This window comes from Candidatus Brocadia sinica JPN1 (assembly GCF_000949635.1).
In the GTDB taxonomy this organism is placed as follows: Bacteria; Planctomycetota; Brocadiia; order Brocadiales; family Brocadiaceae; genus Brocadia; species Brocadia sinica.
Genome location: NZ_BAFN01000001.1, coordinates 1,984,578 through 2,003,072 on the forward strand (window position 1 = coordinate 1,984,578; position 18,495 = coordinate 2,003,072).

At 40.2% G+C, this 18,495-nt stretch carries 16 protein-coding genes and 1 tRNA gene; 5 read left to right on the forward strand and 12 right to left on the reverse strand.

Translation table 11 applies throughout. The annotated features are described in order from the left end of the window. Positions 1-108: 108 nt before the first annotated feature. From floA to BROSI_RS08840, 3 genes are all read left to right on the forward strand, one after another. The gene (gene floA / locus BROSI_RS08830) at positions 109-1,137 is read left to right on the forward strand and encodes a flotillin-like protein FloA (protein WP_052563391.1); all 1,029 of its coding nucleotides are present in this window, start codon (positions 109-111) and stop codon (positions 1,135-1,137) included. 53 nt (positions 1,138-1,190) lie between these two features. Next, positions 1,191-1,276: transfer RNA gene (locus tag BROSI_RS08835), tRNA-Leu, on the forward strand. Positions 1,277-1,422: 146 nt separating this feature from the next. After that, the gene (locus BROSI_RS08840) at positions 1,423-2,790 is read left to right on the forward strand and encodes a bifunctional folylpolyglutamate synthase/dihydrofolate synthase (RefSeq protein WP_052563392.1); all 1,368 of its coding nucleotides are present in this window, start codon (positions 1,423-1,425) and stop codon (positions 2,788-2,790) included. A 107-nt stretch (positions 2,791-2,897) separates the two neighbouring features. Here BROSI_RS08840 and BROSI_RS08845 read toward each other — a convergent pair whose 3' ends face one another. The 11 genes from BROSI_RS08845 to BROSI_RS08895 form a co-directional block, all read right to left on the reverse strand. Beyond that, complete coding sequence (locus tag BROSI_RS08845) at positions 2,898-4,757, reverse strand: response regulator (protein ID WP_052563393.1); 1,860 nt, start codon at positions 4,755-4,757, stop codon at positions 2,898-2,900. Positions 4,758-4,760: 3 nt separating this feature from the next. Then, entirely contained in the window at positions 4,761-6,485 is a 1,725-nt protein-coding gene (locus tag BROSI_RS08850) for an FAD-binding protein (RefSeq protein WP_052563394.1), read from the reverse strand. Between the two features lie 130 nt (positions 6,486-6,615). Next, a complete protein-coding gene (sdhC, locus tag BROSI_RS08855; RefSeq protein WP_052563395.1) occupies positions 6,616-6,990 on the reverse strand; it encodes a succinate dehydrogenase, cytochrome b556 subunit in 375 nt (124 codons plus the stop codon). A gap of 66 nt (positions 6,991-7,056) precedes the next feature. After that, entirely contained in the window at positions 7,057-7,479 is a 423-nt protein-coding gene (locus tag BROSI_RS08860) for a succinate dehydrogenase/fumarate reductase transmembrane subunit (RefSeq protein ID WP_261338850.1), read from the reverse strand. Between the two features lie 108 nt (positions 7,480-7,587). Beyond that, positions 7,588-8,160 carry an orotate phosphoribosyltransferase gene (gene pyrE / locus BROSI_RS08865; RefSeq protein WP_052563397.1) on the reverse strand — a complete coding sequence of 191 codons (573 nt, stop codon included), beginning with the start codon at positions 8,158-8,160 and terminating at the stop codon, positions 7,588-7,590. Between the two features lie 40 nt (positions 8,161-8,200). Continuing rightward, entirely contained in the window at positions 8,201-9,136 is a 936-nt protein-coding gene (gene mdh, locus BROSI_RS08870) for a malate dehydrogenase (RefSeq protein ID WP_052563398.1), read from the reverse strand. 43 nt (positions 9,137-9,179) lie between these two features. After that, a complete protein-coding gene (locus BROSI_RS08875) occupies positions 9,180-9,410 on the reverse strand; it encodes a DUF433 domain-containing protein (protein WP_230400664.1) in 231 nt (76 codons plus the stop codon). Between the two features lie 21 nt (positions 9,411-9,431). Next, positions 9,432-9,794, reverse strand: a complete 363-nt coding sequence (locus tag BROSI_RS08880; RefSeq protein ID WP_052563399.1) for a DUF5615 family PIN-like protein — start codon at positions 9,792-9,794, stop codon at positions 9,432-9,434. 40 nt (positions 9,795-9,834) lie between these two features. Continuing rightward, positions 9,835-11,079 carry an isocitrate dehydrogenase (NADP(+)) gene (icd, locus tag BROSI_RS08885; protein WP_082059130.1) on the reverse strand — a complete coding sequence of 415 codons (1,245 nt, stop codon included), beginning with the start codon at positions 11,077-11,079 and terminating at the stop codon, positions 9,835-9,837. A 349-nt stretch (positions 11,080-11,428) separates the two neighbouring features. Further along, entirely contained in the window at positions 11,429-14,389 is a 2,961-nt protein-coding gene (locus BROSI_RS08890; protein ID WP_052563400.1) for a tetratricopeptide repeat protein, read from the reverse strand. Next, positions 14,390-14,884, reverse strand: coding sequence for a coiled-coil domain-containing protein (locus tag BROSI_RS08895; RefSeq protein WP_052563401.1), 495 nt, complete (start codon positions 14,882-14,884; stop codon positions 14,390-14,392). A gap of 372 nt (positions 14,885-15,256) precedes the next feature. Between BROSI_RS08895 and BROSI_RS08900 the strand changes: the two genes are divergently transcribed. Next, positions 15,257-15,805: a Uma2 family endonuclease gene (locus BROSI_RS08900; protein ID WP_052563402.1), complete on the forward strand. Its 549-nt coding sequence runs from the start codon at positions 15,257-15,259 to the stop codon at positions 15,803-15,805. Between the two features lie 6 nt (positions 15,806-15,811). Beyond that, positions 15,812-16,969 (forward strand): glycosyltransferase family 4 protein, encoded by a 1,158-nt coding sequence (locus BROSI_RS08905; RefSeq protein WP_052563403.1) that lies wholly within the window; start codon positions 15,812-15,814, stop codon positions 16,967-16,969. Here the strand turns inward: BROSI_RS08905 and BROSI_RS08910 are convergent. Continuing rightward, entirely contained in the window at positions 16,941-18,473 is a 1,533-nt protein-coding gene (locus BROSI_RS08910) for an ArnT family glycosyltransferase (protein WP_052563404.1), read from the reverse strand. The genes BROSI_RS08905 and BROSI_RS08910 overlap by 29 nt on opposite strands. Positions 18,474-18,495 lie beyond the last annotated feature (22 nt).

Sequence of the window (18,495 nt, forward strand, 5' to 3'; positions counted from 1 at the left end):
TGCAATTATTTACAGAAAAATACCTAACAATTGTTGACATGAAGGACACCTATGGTATAGTATAACAAGGCATTCAAGGCATCTAAATTAACACTAAGGAAAAAGAATATGCAATATTTGCCAGTTCTTATGATATCTGCAAGCATCTCGATATTTTTATCCGTTTTGCTCTTTTTGTTCCTAAGTATATGTGGATTTATCCTTTTTAAATTTGGATGGCTCTATATCAAGGCCGTTACGTCAGATGCCCACATGTCCCTCTTGCAAATGATCAGTATGACCCTTCGGAAAGTTGATGTGCGATCTATTGTGGAATATCGCATCATGGCAAAGAAAGCAGGAATCGACATCGTTCCATCATCTCTTGAGGCGCATTCTCTGGCAGGGGGAAATATAAACCATGTTGTTCGTTCTCTTATTGCTGCACAGAAGGCAGGCATTAGGCTTGGTTTTGACCTTGCCTGTGCACTGGATCTTGCAGGAAGAGATGTATTTGATGCCGTAAAAATCTGTATTAACCCAAAGGTGATCGATTGTCCTGACCCTGCGAAAGGTTGTACCACCTTAGATACAATCACAAAAGACGGCATCCAGCTGAAGGTAAAGGCGCGCATAACCATCCGCACTGATATAGAAAGGCTTGTAGGAGGAGTTACAGAGGAAACCATCGTTGCCCGCGTTGGTGAAGGAATTATAACAATCGTTGGTTCACTTGAAACGTACAAAAAAGTTATCGAAAGCCCCGATCTGATATCCAGGCTTGTCATGGAAAAGAGACTCGATAGTGATACAGCCTTTCAGATCCTTTCGATTAATATTGTCAATATTACTGTGGGTGACAACATCAATGCGAAACTACAAGCCGACCAGGCTGAAACAGATAAACGTATAGCACAGGCGGATGCCGAGAAACGGCGAGGAATGGCCATTGCGAGAGAACAAGAGATGAAGGTGCTTACAGAAGAAAATATAGCTAAAATACTTGCGGCTGAGGCCGAAGTGCCAAAGGCCATTGCCCAGGCATTTCGTGAGGGGAATCTTGGTGTTATGGATTACTATCATCTGAAAAATATACAGGCCGATACCGAAATGAAGGCATCTTCGGCTTTAAAATCCGGGATTCCACCACCAATATAAAACAATGAAATTTTCTTTGATTATTTCAGATAAAATATTATACTAACATCAAAGCCAGAGTGGTGGAATTGGCAGACACGCCAGACTCAAAATCTGGTCCCCGTCACAGGGGGTAAGGGTTCGACTCCCTTCTCTGGCAATTATCTAAAAATCCAGCAAATACAATCTGTACCCAACCAAAATAAGACAAAACAAGGAAGTTTTTCATCTTAATTTTCCCATCTTCAGCCTGTTCTCCAATTTAATTCTGTATTTCAGTCATTTGATCTTGTAGTCAGCGAAAACGTGAACAAAAAAAATAACCCTGCTTTTCAGTCGTACGAAGAGGCCTTGTCCTTTCTATACAAGGCAATCGATTATGAAAAGCTGATCAATTATCAGTATAATGCATCGACATTCAGTCTGGAGAGGATGAAAAAACTGCTTGCGTATGCAGGGAATCCCCACAGAGAACTGCCTTGCATTCACATTACCGGAACAAAGGGGAAGGGGTCTACGGCCATTATGATATCAACCATCCTGGAACATGCTGGCCTGACAACTGGACTTTTTACATCCCCGCATCTGATCGATATAAAAGAACGTATTCAGATAAACCACAAAAAGATATCTGCCCCTGAATTTACCAGTATCCTCAATGACCTCCGTCCCTACATTCAACACTTGCGGGAAACGGAATTATCTGCATCTCCCACTTTTTTTGAAATGCTTACTGCAGCAGGCATGCTCTACTTCAAAAAGAAGCGGGTAGAGATGGCGGTTCTGGAAGTAGGATTGGGTGGACGTCTTGACTCCACGAATGTGATACTACCGCAGGTAGCAATCATTACCAATGTTGGCCTTGATCACACGGCTATTCTGGGTAACACCCTTTCAAGTATTGCATTTGAAAAGGCTGGAATAATCAAGCAGCATGTCCCTGTTGTTTCTGGTGTAGAAGCCCCTGAAGCCCTTCCAGTAATAGAGAAGGCATGCAGGGAGAAAGATGCTCCATTATACCTTTTAGGCCGGGATATATGGGTTGAAGAGGTGCGAAGTTTTGATAGGAATGGAACAAGGGGCTTGATATGTAAAATAAAAACCTGGCGGCATACTTACCACGATATTGTTCTTCCCCTTGTAGGTATTCATCAGGCACAAAATTGTGCCCTGGTTTTGGGTGCGCTAGAGGTTATGAGGTGCCGAAATTATATTTCAATCAGCGATGATGTCATTCGGGAAGCCCTTGCTTCTCTCTACTGCCCGGCAAGGATCGAAATCTTCTCAAAGAATCCATCCATTATACTGGATTTCGCTCATACGGTTGATTCCATGCGATTCCTGAAAAAGACCTTACTGGAAAATTTCAAATTTCATAAATTAATCTTAATCCTGGGATTTTCGCAGGATAAGGATTTAGACAATATTTTGAAGGAAATTGTATGGGAGGGAGATTGTATTGTGGTAACCAGGAGCAGAAATCCTCGTGCCGCCGAGCCCGATGATTTGTACCGGAGGATAGAAAAATTGTGTGGTAAACGATCAAAAATATTAGATAATGTTCGAGATGCCGTAGCATCCGCAAAACAGATCGCTTCGCAGGACGATTTGATCTGCATTACCGGTTCTGCCTATTTGGCTGGAGAAGCCAGACAATCATTAGATTTACAATAAGCAACTCCATAGACAACACAGACATACGCCTCACCGGTTTATGGTGCCTTCACCATTGACAAGACAGCAATGGTTTGATCATCCATTGTAAAGCTAATGGGGGGGGCCTATGGTACCGGCAATTCAATCACGAACGTTGCACCAGTACCCAACTTGCTTTTGGCATAAATCCTGCCATTATGCTGATGAACAATGCTATGGGCAATAGACAGACCTAATCCGGTTCCCTTGGCATATTTAATATTTTTTGCAGTAAAAAATGGTTCAAATATCTTAGTGAGATATTCTTCAGGTATTCCCGGACCTGTGTCTGATATCATAATTTTTACTGTATCTTTACATCCTTCCGTCTGGATGGTTAAACATCTCTCATTCCTCACTCCTGCCATAGAAGTACACGCATTTTCTATTATATTCAGGAATACCCTCCGCATTTGATGCTTGTCCACAAAAACCAAAGGTAATTTCTCATCCAGCAATTTGGCGACCTTAATAGCGACATAGTCAAACTGGTTGGCCTTTTGTGCAACGATTTCCTCGATAATCTCGTTTGTATTAACCCGCTCTTTTGACAGGGTATAATTTCCTGTAAGGGTCAGCAGACTTTTTATGACACTTTGTATTTGTTCAGCCTCTTTTTGTACCCTGTTTAAATACTTCTTTGCCTTTTCACTAATCGAAGGGTCATTTAATACAAGGTCAGTGCAAAGCTGAATGCCTGCCAACGGATTGTTTAACTCATGGGCAGCCCCTGCCACCAAATTACTCACGGCATAGAGCCTTTCGGATCTTATGATCTGCTCCTGCAATTGATACTCTCGCGTAACGTCCCTTAGCACAATAATAACACCTGTCTTTTCCCCTCCAACACCGTTTACCGGTGAGGCAACGACGACAAAGTGTTTTTCATTATCTCCTTTCGTATGTATTTCAAAGGAAACATATGGTTGTTTTTTCGAGAATATTTCATGATAAATCTCTTTGATACCAACACTATTAAGGCTCACGAGAGATCCATCATCAGTCCTGTTGATATCTAAATACCTGAGCATTTCCTTTCCCGCCCCATTCACCCGGGTTGTCTTACCATGCGTATCCACCAGTATGACGCCATCGACCATTCCCTCCACCATAGAGTGCAGTTTTAACTCTATCTCACCCAGACGTTTTATGGTAAGATCCATATCATATTTTTTAAAGGAATCTTCACAAATGGCCGAAACACTTTTGATATCGAAGGGTGATATGATATAGTCATTTGCGCCCGCTTTCATCAATTCAATTGCCAAGAATTCAGAGCCACGGTCTGTCATTACAATAACAATTGTCTCAGGCATACGTCCCTTTATCCACCTGAGTATTTCCGGCCCATTTAATTTTGGCATATTACAATCCAAAAACAAAATGCGAGGTCTTCCAATTTCCACTGCATGAATCACCCTTCCTGCATCCTCTTCAACGAAGACATCATACCCTTCCTGACCCATGCGATGTTCAAATTGTTTCACGACATCGGAGTCGTCATTTACTATCATTACCTTTGCTTTATATTTTAAAGACCCGGCATTATCTGCAGTACCCCTTCCATGAACTAATTTGTTATGAATCAAGAGCAACAAATCCTCCGTTGCAAAAGGTGCATGGAGGATACTATAAGCGCCGACAGATCTGGCCAATTGAGATGCCATATAAGTTCCGTAAGTTTCCGATAAAAGAATAACGGGAACTGTTTCACATTGCCTGAACACAGCAGATTTCATTATTTTGCACAACTGAAATCCATCAAGTACCGGTAAATTCACATCCAAAATAGCAAAATCAGGAACATGATTATCAAGATGTCTTAATACTTCATTCCCATCGTTTGCGATAATTACGCTAAAACCCCCTTTTTTTTCTAAATATCCGGACACGTTTCCGTATTTTTCTACTCTGTTAGTTGCAAATAATATTTTGGAATTCATCATCTTTTAATACTTTCTTTCCTTAGGCTTGAAGGTGCCGATGTTTACCGGTTTGTAGCCCAACTTTACGCCTTCAGGTGTAAAATATGCCAACGTATGTTTCAGCAAGCCCGTATCGTCTCTTTTGGGAAAATCAGTACGGAAATGTGAGCCACGGCTTTCCTCACGGGCCAATGCACCTGCAATAACAGCCTCTGCCACATCCAGACTTCCTTTGAGTTCCAATGCCCACACAAGACCAAGATTGACCCGTTTGCCCGCATAATTCAGTTTAATTCGTTTGTATCTTTCTTGTAACACCTTAACTTCGTGAAGGGCGTCTTTCAGTTTAGAAGCCTCACGGAAGATGCCCACCTTATTATCCATAACTCTGTTGAGGGCTACTTTTATATCGACGGGGACCTCATTCCCCTCTGATTTACATAAGACATCGACTCTCTGTTCTGCACGTTTTAAGGCATCGTAGGATGCGCTCTCACCCTTTCTACTTTCCAAATCCTGCACATACCTGGCAGCATTGCTACCTGCAATAGCGCCAAAGACAATAGTATCCAGCAATGAATTCCCACCCAACCGATTGGCGCCATGCACACTCACACAGGCAGCCTCACCGGCCGCATAAAATCCTTTTATGGACGTTTCACACTCGGTATTACAATCAATGCCACCCATGGTATAGTGCTGGCCAGGCTGAATGGGAATCGGGGCTGTAACAGGGTCTACCCCGACAAATTCCATAGAAGCATCCCGTATACCAGGCAATCTTTTGGCAATCTTTTCTTCTCCCAAATGTGTTAAATCAAGATGGACATAGCTGTTGTCAAAACCACCGCCTGCCATAATTTCATACATGATATTTCTTGAAATAATATCCCGTGGGGCCACTTCCATATCCTTCTTCGAATCGTTATACTTCTCCAGAAATCTTTCGCCCTTATTATTCAACAAATAACCACCCTCTCCACGACATCCTTCCGTAATCAGGATGTTTTTGCCCAAAAGGGTGGTTGGGTGGAATTGTATAAACTCCATATCCTTCAGTGGTACACCTGTCCAATATGGGATGGCCATACCCATACCGGTATTGATCAAGGCATTGGTGCTTCTTCCGTAAATACGACCTGCACCTCCCGTAGCAAAGATTACCGCCCCTGATTGAAATGCTTCCAATCGCCCGCTCACAATATCCAGGGCTATCACACCTACACAGATTCCATCTTCAACTACAAGATCCGTTACCAACCATTCTTCGTAAATTGTTATCTCTTTCCGCTCGGCTGCTTGTTTAAATTTAATGATTTGCTGATATAAGGTATGCAAAAGGGCATGTCCGGTTTTGTCGGCAGCATAACAGGTACGGGGAAAGCCAGCACCACCGAAAGGCCTCTGTGCAATCTTCCCTTCAGAGGTACGGCTGAAGGGACAACCCCAGTGTTCCATCTCATAGATGCGTTCTGCCGCCTCTTTAGTCATGCGGATAACAGCATCCTGATCTGCAAGGTAATCACTTCCCTTTACCGTATCAAAGGCATGTTTTTCCCAATTATCATAAAGACCGCGCGGATGATTCCCCAACGAAGCATTAATCCCTCCTTGTGCAGCAACAGAGTGTGACCGAATAGGATGTACCTTTGAGATAATGGCAACCCTGACATTGTTACGATTAAGCTCAATGGCTGCCCGCAGACCCGCCAGGCCTCCGCCTACCACAATGGCTTCATGGTAAATCATAGAATTCCTTAAGAAATACAAGCATTCCGCTATCAGCATTCAGCTTCTTAATAACCTGCATATATAATCGCAGCCTTTTACCATTTTCCGTTTATTGTTGAAGGCTGATTACTAAACTTCTGCACTTATATTACAAAAGCACCGTAGTAACCCCAACTGCAGCAATTAAGAGGAAAACGAAGAGCGATATCCACAGTAATTTCTTTTGACTTCGGGTAATGCCCCAAAAATCAGCAACGGTAATTCTTATTCCATTCAACAAGTGTAAGGCCACTGCGAGAAGCAACACATACTGAAACAGGTAACCGGCCTTTGTATCAAACTTGCTGATCGCATAATCATAAGCATCTTTGCCCCGAAAGACAGCGCTCAATGTCCAGATATGTAAAAAGAGAAACAATGTAACCGTGACACCAGTAATCCGATGAACCCAGAAGGCATACATGCCAGGATTTCTATTTTTAACCAGGTCTTTAAAACTTTCCTTTAAACTTTGAATGTTCATGTTTCTTTTGCTGCTGGTTTCCAATCTCCGGACCAGGAACCCATGTAACAGTGAAACTCTGTTTTGTTAAAATCCAGCGTTCGATGTTGCAAACCAAATAAGAATATAAAGCCCAATACCAAAAAGAATAACCCCTATAATCCAGAGGATTTGTTTACAAAAGTAGTTTGTTCTTTTACTAAGATTAAAGTCCGCCAATATACCCCAGAATCCATTCAGGCCGTGAAAAACAACCAGAGCAAGAAGGCAGATATGAAAAGTAATCCATCCTGATGAGCAAAAGCGATTGATAATTTCATCGTAATAGCGGGAGGCATAGCGGCCGGGACTAAAGTGAAAAGTGAAGAAATGGACGGCCATACCAACAACCAGCAGCAAGGCGGTAATCCTTTGCAAGAACCACGACCAGAAACCCCGTTTTTCTATGTTCATTATTTTTTGCCGCAGAGCACGCCGAGTACGCAGAGAATCAGGAAAATTATTAAACAATTCCTAAATACCTGTTTTTATAATTTCTACAATAATTGTTTCTGTTATTTTATTCAGTCTTTCCTCATTACCCGCCTCAGCGTCCTCCGCGACCTCTGCGGTGAATGGTTATCTTTTTTTATACAGATTCATTAAATCATCTCTCGTAAAGATGGATTCAAAAGGAATCTTTTTTCTCTCAATATTTTCTCTCCCACCTTCCTGGCGATCTACCAGGGCAACGGCCTTGATAACGTTCAAGTTAGACTCCCGCGCCCGATCAATAGCTTCTATTGTAGATTGACCTGTGGTCACCACATCATCCACAATCACCACCTTGTCACCTTCCCGGACGTTACCTTCAATCCACTTCATCAATCCATGCTCTTTCGCTTTTTTCCGTACAACAAAAGCATTAATGGCATCGTCCTGCATACCGCTTACCATGGCCGTAGCAAAGGCAATTGGATCGGCGCCAAGGGTCAGTCCCCCGATGGCATTAATATGAAGTGCTTTGACCTTGTTATAAAAGAGATGTCCGATCAACAGCATGGCCTCGGGATCTAAGGTTGTTGTCTTGCAATTAATATAATAGTTACTCATCCTTCCTGACACTAATTTAAAAATAGGCTCTTCACTGTATTTAAAGGATTTCACAAGGAGTATCTCCAGTAATCGCTTTTCCGCTTTAATCAGATTCATAATGTGGGTAGGGGCGAGGTTACCTCGCCCCTGCGATCTCCTATAATAGTTTATCCACCTGATCACATAGGGTTTTTACGGCCTCGGCAGATCGCTTTAAGGCAGCAGATTCTTCGTTGTTAAGTTTAATCTCAAAGACCTGTTCAATTCCCCTTTCACCAAGTTTTACCGGCACACCTACGAAAAGACCATTGATACCATACTCCCCTTCGCACAAAGCTGCACACGGCAGTATCTTTTTTTTATCTTTTACTATAGATTTTGCCATCTCTGCCACCGCCGCAGAAGGGGCATAAAAGGCACTGCCTGTTTTGAGCAGGTTGACAATCTCGGCGCCACCTTCCCTCGTACGCTTGACAATGGCTTCCAAACGTGACTTGGGTATCAATTCCTCTACAGAAACCCCTGCAACCGTAGTATATCGGGTAGAAGGAACCATCGTATCACCATGTCCACCCAGGACAAAGGCATGGATGTTTTCCACAGATACGTTCAGATCCATCGCAATAAAGGTGCTAAAACGTGCAGCATCCAACACCCCTGCCATACCCATAATGCGATTTTTCGGGAATCGGCTAATCTTATGGGCAACATAGGTCATGGCATCCAGTGGATTGGACACGACAATCAGGATGGCATTCGGTGAGGTTTTTACAATATTTTCCACTACCCCCTTTACAATCCCTGCATTGATCTTGAGCAAGTCATCCCTGCTCATCCCTGGCTTTCTTGCTACGCCAGAGGTAACGACTACAATATCAGAATTTCTTGTTTCTTCGTATTCGTTCGTGCCGATAATTTTTGAATCATAGCCATAGACAGGTGCAGACTCCAGAATATCCAGCGCCTTTCCCTGAGGCATGTCCTGGATAATATCCACAAGTATTACATCCCCTATCTCTTTTTCGGCCAATCGTTGAGCAGTAGTTGCCCCCACATTCCCAGCACCAACGACGGCAATCTTTTTTCTAGCCATATAGACTTCATCCTTTAAATTATTCTTTTATTTTTGTTTGAGGTTATATTTGAACAGTTTCTTCGAGTGATACCGTCTTCGCGGCATATAGAAGCGCTGCTTTAATATCTTCTTTCTTTAGAAATGGATATTCTTTCAATATCTCGTCCTCTGTTTCACCATAGGCAAGTTTTTCTAAGATTATTTCTACTGTTAGCCGTGTTCCTTTGATTACCGGCTTGCCAAACATTACCTGAGGGTTTGTTTCTATCCTGTTCAATAATTTTTTTTTCACCTTGATGCCTCCTGCAAATTTTTACATGGGTATAAATCTAACCTTTTCTTTAGCGAGAACAACAAAATGCTTCGATATTCTGTCATTGTGAGAAATTAAAACTTTTCTGAGTAATTTTATCTTTTCCCTAGTATCTTGTCCTTTAATCCTGAACAGAACAATTCCAGAAGAGATTAATTTCTGCCTAAATATAATCTCTCCAAAATCCTTATCATTGGTCAACAGAATACGATTTTCTTTCTGGGCTATTTTAAAAATACTCATATCGTCCAGATATGGATTTTCGTCAGGTATCCAAATTATATCATATCCCAGCGTTTTCAGTTCATCCACAATCAATTTCTCTATGTTTACATCTGCCAGGAATTTCAAATAAGTTCCCATTAAATGCCCTGTTCAAGATGCTTTCCTTTAATTCCGTGCCTTAACTTTCCATATTTTTAATTATTTCATCACCAAACTCTGAACATTTCACCAATTTAGCGTCTTCCATCTGGCGTTCGAGGTCGTAGGTCACGGTCTTCTGTCGAATGGTCTTTTCCAGTGCCTTAACAATCATATTGGCTACCGTGTCCCATCCCAGATGTTCAAACATCATAACCCCTGATAAAATAACGGATCCCGGGTTGACCTTATCCTGCCCTGCATATTTCGGAGCGGTGCCGTGGGTGGCTTCGAAGATAGCGGCCTTATCCCCGATGTTAGCTCCGGGGGCCATACCTAAACCCCCTACCTGTGCGGCGCAGGCGTCGGAGATGTAATCACCATTGAGATTCGGCGTAGCGATAACGTCATACTCTTCCGGCCTCAGAAGCACCTGCTGAAACATGGCATCGGCAATCCTGTCTTTTATAACAATTTTCCCTTTCGGCACGACTCCGCCATGCTTTTTCTGAACGTCTTCCTCTGTTATTGTAACCTTTGAAAATTCCTCTTTGGCCACCTCATAACCCCATTCACGAAAGGCACCCTCTGTGAACTTCATGATGTTACCTTTATGCATAAGGGTCACACTTTTTAGTCCCTTATCAATTGCGTACTGTATGGCTCGTCTCACCAGCCTTTTTGAACCGGTTGCACTCATTGGTTTTATACCAATGCCAGAATCCTTTCGGATCTTTTTCCCCAGTTCCTTTTCCAGGAATGTGATAAGTTTCTTTGCCTCGGGAGAGCCTTTTTTATACTCAATCCCCGCATACACATCTTCCGTATTCTCCCGGAAAATCACAACATTCAATTTCTCAGGCAACTTTACGGGACTGGGTACGCCTTCAAAATAACGCACAGGACGAACACAGGCATATAAATCAAGCTCTTGTCTCAGAGTCACATTAAGGCTTCTGATACCTCCCCCGACTGGTGTGGTAAGCGGCCCCTTGATAGCTACTTTATATTTTTTAATGGTATTGAGGGTATCTTTGGGAAGCCATTCACCATACTCCTTAAAGGCAAGTTCACCCGCAAAGATTTCCTGCCAATAAATGCGCTTTTTGTTCCTATAAGCCTTGCTTACTGCGGCATCAAATACCCGAACGGATGCATTCCAGATATCCGGACCCGTGCCGTCCCCCTTTATAAATGGAATAACAGGATTATTTGGCACAACCAACCGGTTCTTTTCTATTTGTATTGCTGTACCACTATCTGAATTATTTTTCTTTTTAGGCAACGTCTTTCCTCCTTTTGTGCTTCACTATTAATGATACTAAAGACAGTCATAATTTTCTGTCATTACCACTATACGCTGAAAATAGCAAAATGCTTGCACAATAGCAATGGGAAAATATACAAGAAATAAGCAAGATGTATTCAAAAAAATACCATCGTTGTACGCCAGGGATAATCACAGAACTGCGCTAATGTAACGTCAGGGATTTTTTAAGATTCGTTGAAGTGCAAGGATCAATTTACACACATCGGCCACTCTTGATAGAGGAGATACTACGATGCATCCCTTCTAAAAAGAGGGGGCAATGGGATGTGTAAAAAGTTTTTTGCAGCGAAAAGTTACCGAAGAACTAATGTGTTTTTATTCTTTTTGAGATCCTTACCAGTAAGTCTTGCGCCTCCTGGTCGTTGGGATTGAGCGCAATGGCATTGTTTACTAATTTCTCTGCAAGTTCATATTGATGCAGGTTATTATACGCATTACCAAGCATCTTGTACGCTGAGATTGATTTTTCGTCGATCTTAATAGCCCGTTCACATTCGTAAATGACTTTTTCCCAATTCTCATTTTTTGAATAGAGATTAGCTAAGAGTAAATGAATATTTGCATATTTCTGATTCGGATATGTCTTATCAAACGTTTGAAGAATCTGTTTGGCTTCATCATACTGGCCATTCTCAACAAAGGTATCAGCCAAATTATACGTATAAATAGGATTATCCGGCTGCAAAGATAGCGCCTTCTGAAATGACCGAATAGCATTGTCGAATTGTTTTTCCCTTTTATAAATTACACCAAGATTGTTATGGTGATCTGCTACAGAGGGATTAAGGCCGATGAGCCTTTTATAATAAAGTATTGATTCCTCATACTTTTCTAAAGACAGATACAGTTTTGTTAAATTTTCCACATAAATGGGATCTTTCGGGTCGATTTCTATTGCCTTTTTGAACGCATTCACTGCTTCTTCGTGCAAACCCTTTCTGCTAAGTACAGCCCCAAGGTTATTGTAGTAACCAGGTTCTGCAGGGTTAAGCTGGACGGTCTTCCTTGCAAAGATGAGGGCATTTTCCAAATCTCCCTTCTTTAAGTACGCATTGGCTAAGCGGTCAACATGATTCAAGTCATCAGGCCGAATGAGATATGCCTGGCGAAGTTCTCCAATCGCTTGATCCAAACTCCCTTTATTAATATATAGAGAAGCAAGATTGCTATGGAAAGGGGCTTGAAAAGGATCCGACTCAATTGCCCTTTTATAACAGGCAATGGCTGTATCTATTGTGTTCCTGTTAAAGTGTTCAGCCAAAAATTGATGAATCATACCGAGGTGAAAAAAACCCATGTAGTGCTGTGGTATCAGCCTCAAGGTATTGTTTGCCTCTATGTATGCCTTTTGTAGCCATATCTCGTCTTTGGTCTTAAATGCAAGTTGTATATATGTCCTGCAAAGTTCGTCACGGTAAAAGGTCTCATATGGATTTAGGATCACTGCGTGCTTTATAAAATATAGGCCCTTTTCTGTCACGGTTTGCAAGTTTTCCTTTTCGTACTCCAATATCCTTCTTCCGTATTCGAAGTAGGCATCTGCCTTACAAAACCGAAGGACAAAGATGGTAACAAATCCTATTGCCGTTAGTGTAATCCCACAACTTAGCCATCTATAAAAAATACGAAGTGGTGAAGTTGAGAGATTAGGAGCTTGGGTATGTCCCGTCTTTCCATCTTCATAACTTCTCAACTTCACAATTTCACAACTTTTTTTAGTTCTCAAGCCACTCTCATTCGCCGTCAATCCTCCTTCTGTTTCGTTTATTTTTACAATAGAAATACATAATGCCATCATCACCCAGAAAAGCGTCACTATGGGTGTATTGCCAAAACTAAATTCATTTTGGGTAAGGTAACATACGATTCCAGCCAGGATCCCCAACATGAGCAATTTATTTTGACTACTCAACTGCTTATAATTTTTACCAACATACACACCAAAGGCAATGAGCAGCCAGATATACGTGCTAAGGCCAAAGATACCACGAGTAACAGTTGTATCGAGGATATCATTATGAATTCTGTCTTGCCTGGGAAAGTGAAAACAACCATCGCTTTCTTGTACAGAAAATACCGTTGCTAGATTTTTCTGATAAACAATGCCAATGGTATCAGGACCTATGCCTAACATGGGGTAATCCTTAATAATCCTTATTGCCGTCAAATACTGAAATATGCGGGAAAAAGAGGAACCGGTAACAGAAAATTTATTGGCAATCCATGGCCTTTTGTGGATTTGGTTTTTGTCAGGAATTAAATTTTCAGTTGAAGATTCAGTTGATTGTACATCACCAACAAAATGTTTGATAACCGAAGTTTCGTGCCTTACATTAAAGAATATCCCGATAAGAACAAATGAAATAACCAGAAATACAAATTTATACCTTTCTATAGCCTGTTTTTTGAAAAGTAAAAAGAGAAGTGGAATTAAGCCTCCAAGGAGCGCCACAAAACATGCGCGGGTATTTGTGAGCCAGAATGCAGTATAAATGATCGATGACAATACAAAAAAAATCCAAGGGATACACCATTTACCCATAAAAACATCTTTTCTTAATAAATACTCATCCTCCCTTTTCGAAGAGAGGGACAAAGGGAGGGGAACACGGTTGCTGCTTGCCATACGAGAGAGTTTCTTCAAAACCACTTTTTTCTGTTGCAAGGGCTTGCTAAAAAATAAAATAATGGCCAATGGTAAAGTCATCACCAGATAGGCAGAAAAGAATACAGGATTTCCAAAAGTAGAGAATACGCGTCTTGCCTCAAAGCTGCTCCATTTAAAAAAATCAAATCCAAGATATTGAGCAATCCCGTAACATGATGAAATTATAGCGCCAGCAAGGATGGATATGATAAGCAAATAAAGTCTTTTTTTTGTAGTTGTAAAATTAACCGTGGCGTAAAAGACAAAAATATAACATAACGTGGCAGTTAAACCCTCAAATCGTTTATAAGTGCCGAAAAGGCTCATAATGGGGTTTATAGATACGGCGGATGAAATGATAAAGACGAATATGTAAGCAAGGATGGGTATATCTATTGCCGTATGCGAGAATTTAAAATTATGGTTAAAGGCCAGTATAATTGTCCATATAACCAAAATTGCAATCGTTAATAAATATAAGGCCGTTACCTTGCTAAGGTCAAAGACGCTGTAAAGACGTATGTCAAACCAAAGAGGAACAAAGATAACCGTAGCCATCAATAAGCCTACGAGTATTTTATCACAATAGGTGGTTATATTTTTCAGAATGGGTTTCATTTACTTTATAAATTTCAAAATGCCAATAATTGATACACCCTGTCCTATAAGAAATATAAATAACCACTTGATAATTTCGGCCTTTGCGTTAGCCAGTTCATTCCGTAATTTATTTATATCAGCATTCGTCCCTACCCAGAGTTTATTAATATCGTCTTTCGTTTCTCCACGCAGTTTTGCAATATCGCCTTTCACTTCTTCACGCAGTTTTGCAATATCGCCTTTCACTTCTTCACGCAGTTTTGCAATATCGCCTTTCACTTCTTCACGCAGTTTTGCAATATCGCCTTTCACTTCTTCACGCAGTTTTGTAATATCGTCTTTCACTTCTTCACGCAGTTTAACAATATCGTCCTTTGTTGCCAAAAAACTTTCCTGCTTCTTTTGGTATTCCTCCAAAGATTTTTCTAATGCTTTTGTTAAAGTACGCGCCTCTTCTTCTTTGAATTGTGATTTTAAGTCTTCGTAAATCTCGAGGGTATTTATAATGGGCATAATAACCTCCGTATATGAAAGTAACACGCAATATTCATTGGCAAGCGTTCTGATTATGGCAGATTTTTAGCATTTTTGCAATAAATTAACCGTCTGCAGACACAATCGTTCGGACAATCTGCTGCACCTGTATTCACAAAATTTTATCGATTGTTTCAGATATGGGAATGTTATATAATTGAGAAAATTTAGTGTCCGGACTAAAATAAACAAAAAATGTCGAGCATAGCGGGAAATTTGTAAAAGGGAAAAAGTTATATGCCCTTTTTTCCTTTGTGTCCTTTGCGCCTTTGCGGTAGGCTGAATTGTTGCCAGATTCCCATTTCCCTCAACCATATAACCTTAGCCAAAGATATTTGAAGGAGATTGGCCATGCTTAAAACCAAAACAAAATACACCTACGATGACTATGCGGCTATGGACGATGATAAACGATACGAGCTTATTGAAGGAGAATTGTATATGGTGCCAGCACCCGGTTTTTATCATCAAACTATTTCAATGAATATTTCTCATTCTTTGAAACGGTTCGTTAAAGAAAATAATTTGGGAACGGTACTTTATGCCCCCTTTGATGTAGTCTTGTCGGAAACGGATGTCGTACAGCCGGATATCATTTTTGTTTCTAAAGAAAGAATGGGCTTGATGACAGAAAAGAATTTACGGGGTGCGCCAGATTTGGCGATCGAGATTTTATCGACCACTACCAGAGAGAGGGACAAGCTGGTAAAAAAGAGACTTTATAGGGAATATGGCGTGAAAGAATTCTGGATAGTAGATCCAGATAAGAGAACAATCGAAATTATGGTATTAAAAGAAACAGGCTTTGAAACCCTCGGTATATATTTTATTGATGATGAACTTACCTCTCCCCTTTTAAGAGGTTTTAATCTCAATTTAAAAGAGGTATTTTCAGATTAATATTACATGAAGATAGCCATTAATACAACATCAACAGTTGCAGGTGGTGGTGTTACGTACATAAAAAATCTGTTAACATATTTGTCAAAAATAGATGCTACTCATCAATATTTGATACTAACAACCCTTGCAGGAAAAGAAACATTTTATTTTCAACATCCTAATTTCACATTTTTGCCTTTCAAACTTCCCTCAATAAGTTCGATATCACGCCTATGTTGGGAGCAGGTATTTTTACCCATATTCCTCAAAAGGAAAAACGTTGATATACTTTTTTCTCCAGCCAACATGTGTCCTCTCTTCACCAGGCTTCCAAACGTAGTTACAATACAGAACATCGAGCCGTTTAGCAATACTGTTTCAAAAGGTCGGGGTTTTATTCAAAATGTAAGACTAAAACTATTAAAGTTTTTAACATCTTTATCAATTAAAAAGTCTCAAATAGTTATTTTCCCCTCAACAAAGGCGCGTATTGATGCAGAAAAGTCCGGCATTGTGATTAAACGTTCTGAAGTTGTTTATCATGGTGTTAACAAGGAAATATTTTATCCCCGCAATGAAGATGAGATGTCTCAGCAATGTACGAAAAAATATGGGTTAGATAAATTCATTCTCTATGTATCTCATATCCAGAGGTATAAAAATTTTTTAGAACTTATCAAGGCGTTTGTACTTCTGAGGGGTAAGATAGATGATAACATTCAGCTTGTGTTTGCAGGAAGATGCTTTGACGAGGAATATTATAAAGAGATGGAGGCGTTTATTAAAGAGAATAGATATGAGAACCAAATCATTTTTTTGGGAAACGTTCCCTATGAGGAATTACCCTTTCTCTATTCTGCTTGTAAGATATTTGTTTATCCTTCAACCTGTGAGTCGTTTGGAATGACTTTAGTGGAGGCTATGGCTTGTGGTGCACCTATACTAGCTTCTCGGATGGAACCAATGACAGAAATCTGCGCGGATGCCGCATTCTATTTTGATCCAATAAATCCTGCTGCAATAGCAGTGGCGATGGATACAATATTAAAAGACCATCATCGCATTTCTGTGATGTCTGAAAAAGCACAAGAGAGAGCAAAAATCTTTTCCTGGGAGAATACAGTCTTGAATACATTAAAAGTTCTTGAGAGTGTTACTCAAAACGCCCGTCTTGCTCCATAAAGTAATACGTCTTTATTTTTTTACCAAGGACAACGACGCTCTCTTCATGAAGAACATTTTTGGGCGGTGTTCTTCCAACATCAACAACATATTTTTTCTTTCCATCCGGATTTTGGAAAAAATGATATCCAACATGCGGTTTTACTGTATCCGTAAGTCTCGTATCCTTCAAATAGCCATTCAAAATCACCCAATGAACCATATTTTCAGATGCGACTCCCTGTCTTATCTGATAGAGAACACCAAACAAAGTAATCAGCGCCGAAACAAAAACAGAAGTCCAACCTATCCAATGAATCAATCGGGGCATACGAGAACCTAAAATTATAATCAAATAAAAGGTTACAAAAGGAAGGCAAAATGAAAGATAGCGCTGAACTGGTTTGGAAAATGAGGATATAATAAGAAAAGGTATAAGAACATAAAGCAAAAAGAAATTCATTCTCTTTCTTTCTCGAAAAGCAGTATCAACAAGCTCAATAAATAAGAAAAAAGTAAACACAAAACTTCCCACACGAATCAAAGAAATGATTTTTCGATTTAACAACACTTCATAAAGGCCGCCAAAGTCCATTTCTCCCATGCTAAAAGAGGATAAAATATTCCAAAAGGCAAATCCCATGAAAAACACAATCACTGTGAGAATGAAGAAGTTTTTCCTGGTCCATACTTTCCACAAATGAATTACAGGAAGGACGCTAGTCAAAGCAAGTAACATAGTCAAGTAGCTAGCATACATCCCTAGATTGGTAATAAACCCTTTTGCGTATCCTTCAAAGTGGGCAACTTTAAATATCTCAGGCATAAAGACGATTCCAAATCGATCATAAATCACAAGAAAATAAATTCCTAAAACGATTGTTGGCAATAAAGAGTAAAAAAGAAAAGCCGTAATTTTTTCACAACTCCAGATTATCTTACCATTTTGATCTGTAAAAAGAAGATAAACAATGCCCAATCCTAGTAACAATGAATTAAACTTAACAAGAGATGCCAAAGCAAAACATACTCCTCCTATGAAATGAATCCATAAACGGTCCTGAGCACAATAGCAAAAAAGAAACGCCAAAACTACTAGTCCAACAGGCAGAATATCTGCAGTAGCTCTACCACTGTATATCCAAACAAGGGGATTTAATGAAATAATTGCTGCCCACAGGAAAAACAACGAGTCATTTTTAAAATTTTTGCTGTGATGAAATATCCAACCAGCAACTAAGATAGCTATTCCTCCTGCTAATGATGGGATACGAACAGACCAGAAAGATATGTCCAAAAAAGAAGCAATTATCGCAGTAACTAATGAATAACCCAGTGGATTCGCTTCAACTTCCCAGTATTTCTCTAATCCAACGGTATAAGTAGTGTCCAGTATTCCTCGAGATGCTTCTGCAAAGGAGTATTCAAAATTTACCCAGGGAGTATTAAGATAAATTCCATGACCTGCAATAAAAACAAAAACAACAAAAAGAAACAATATATTTAGTTTCAATCTTTTTCCCATAAGCACCTTATTTATTAAAAAC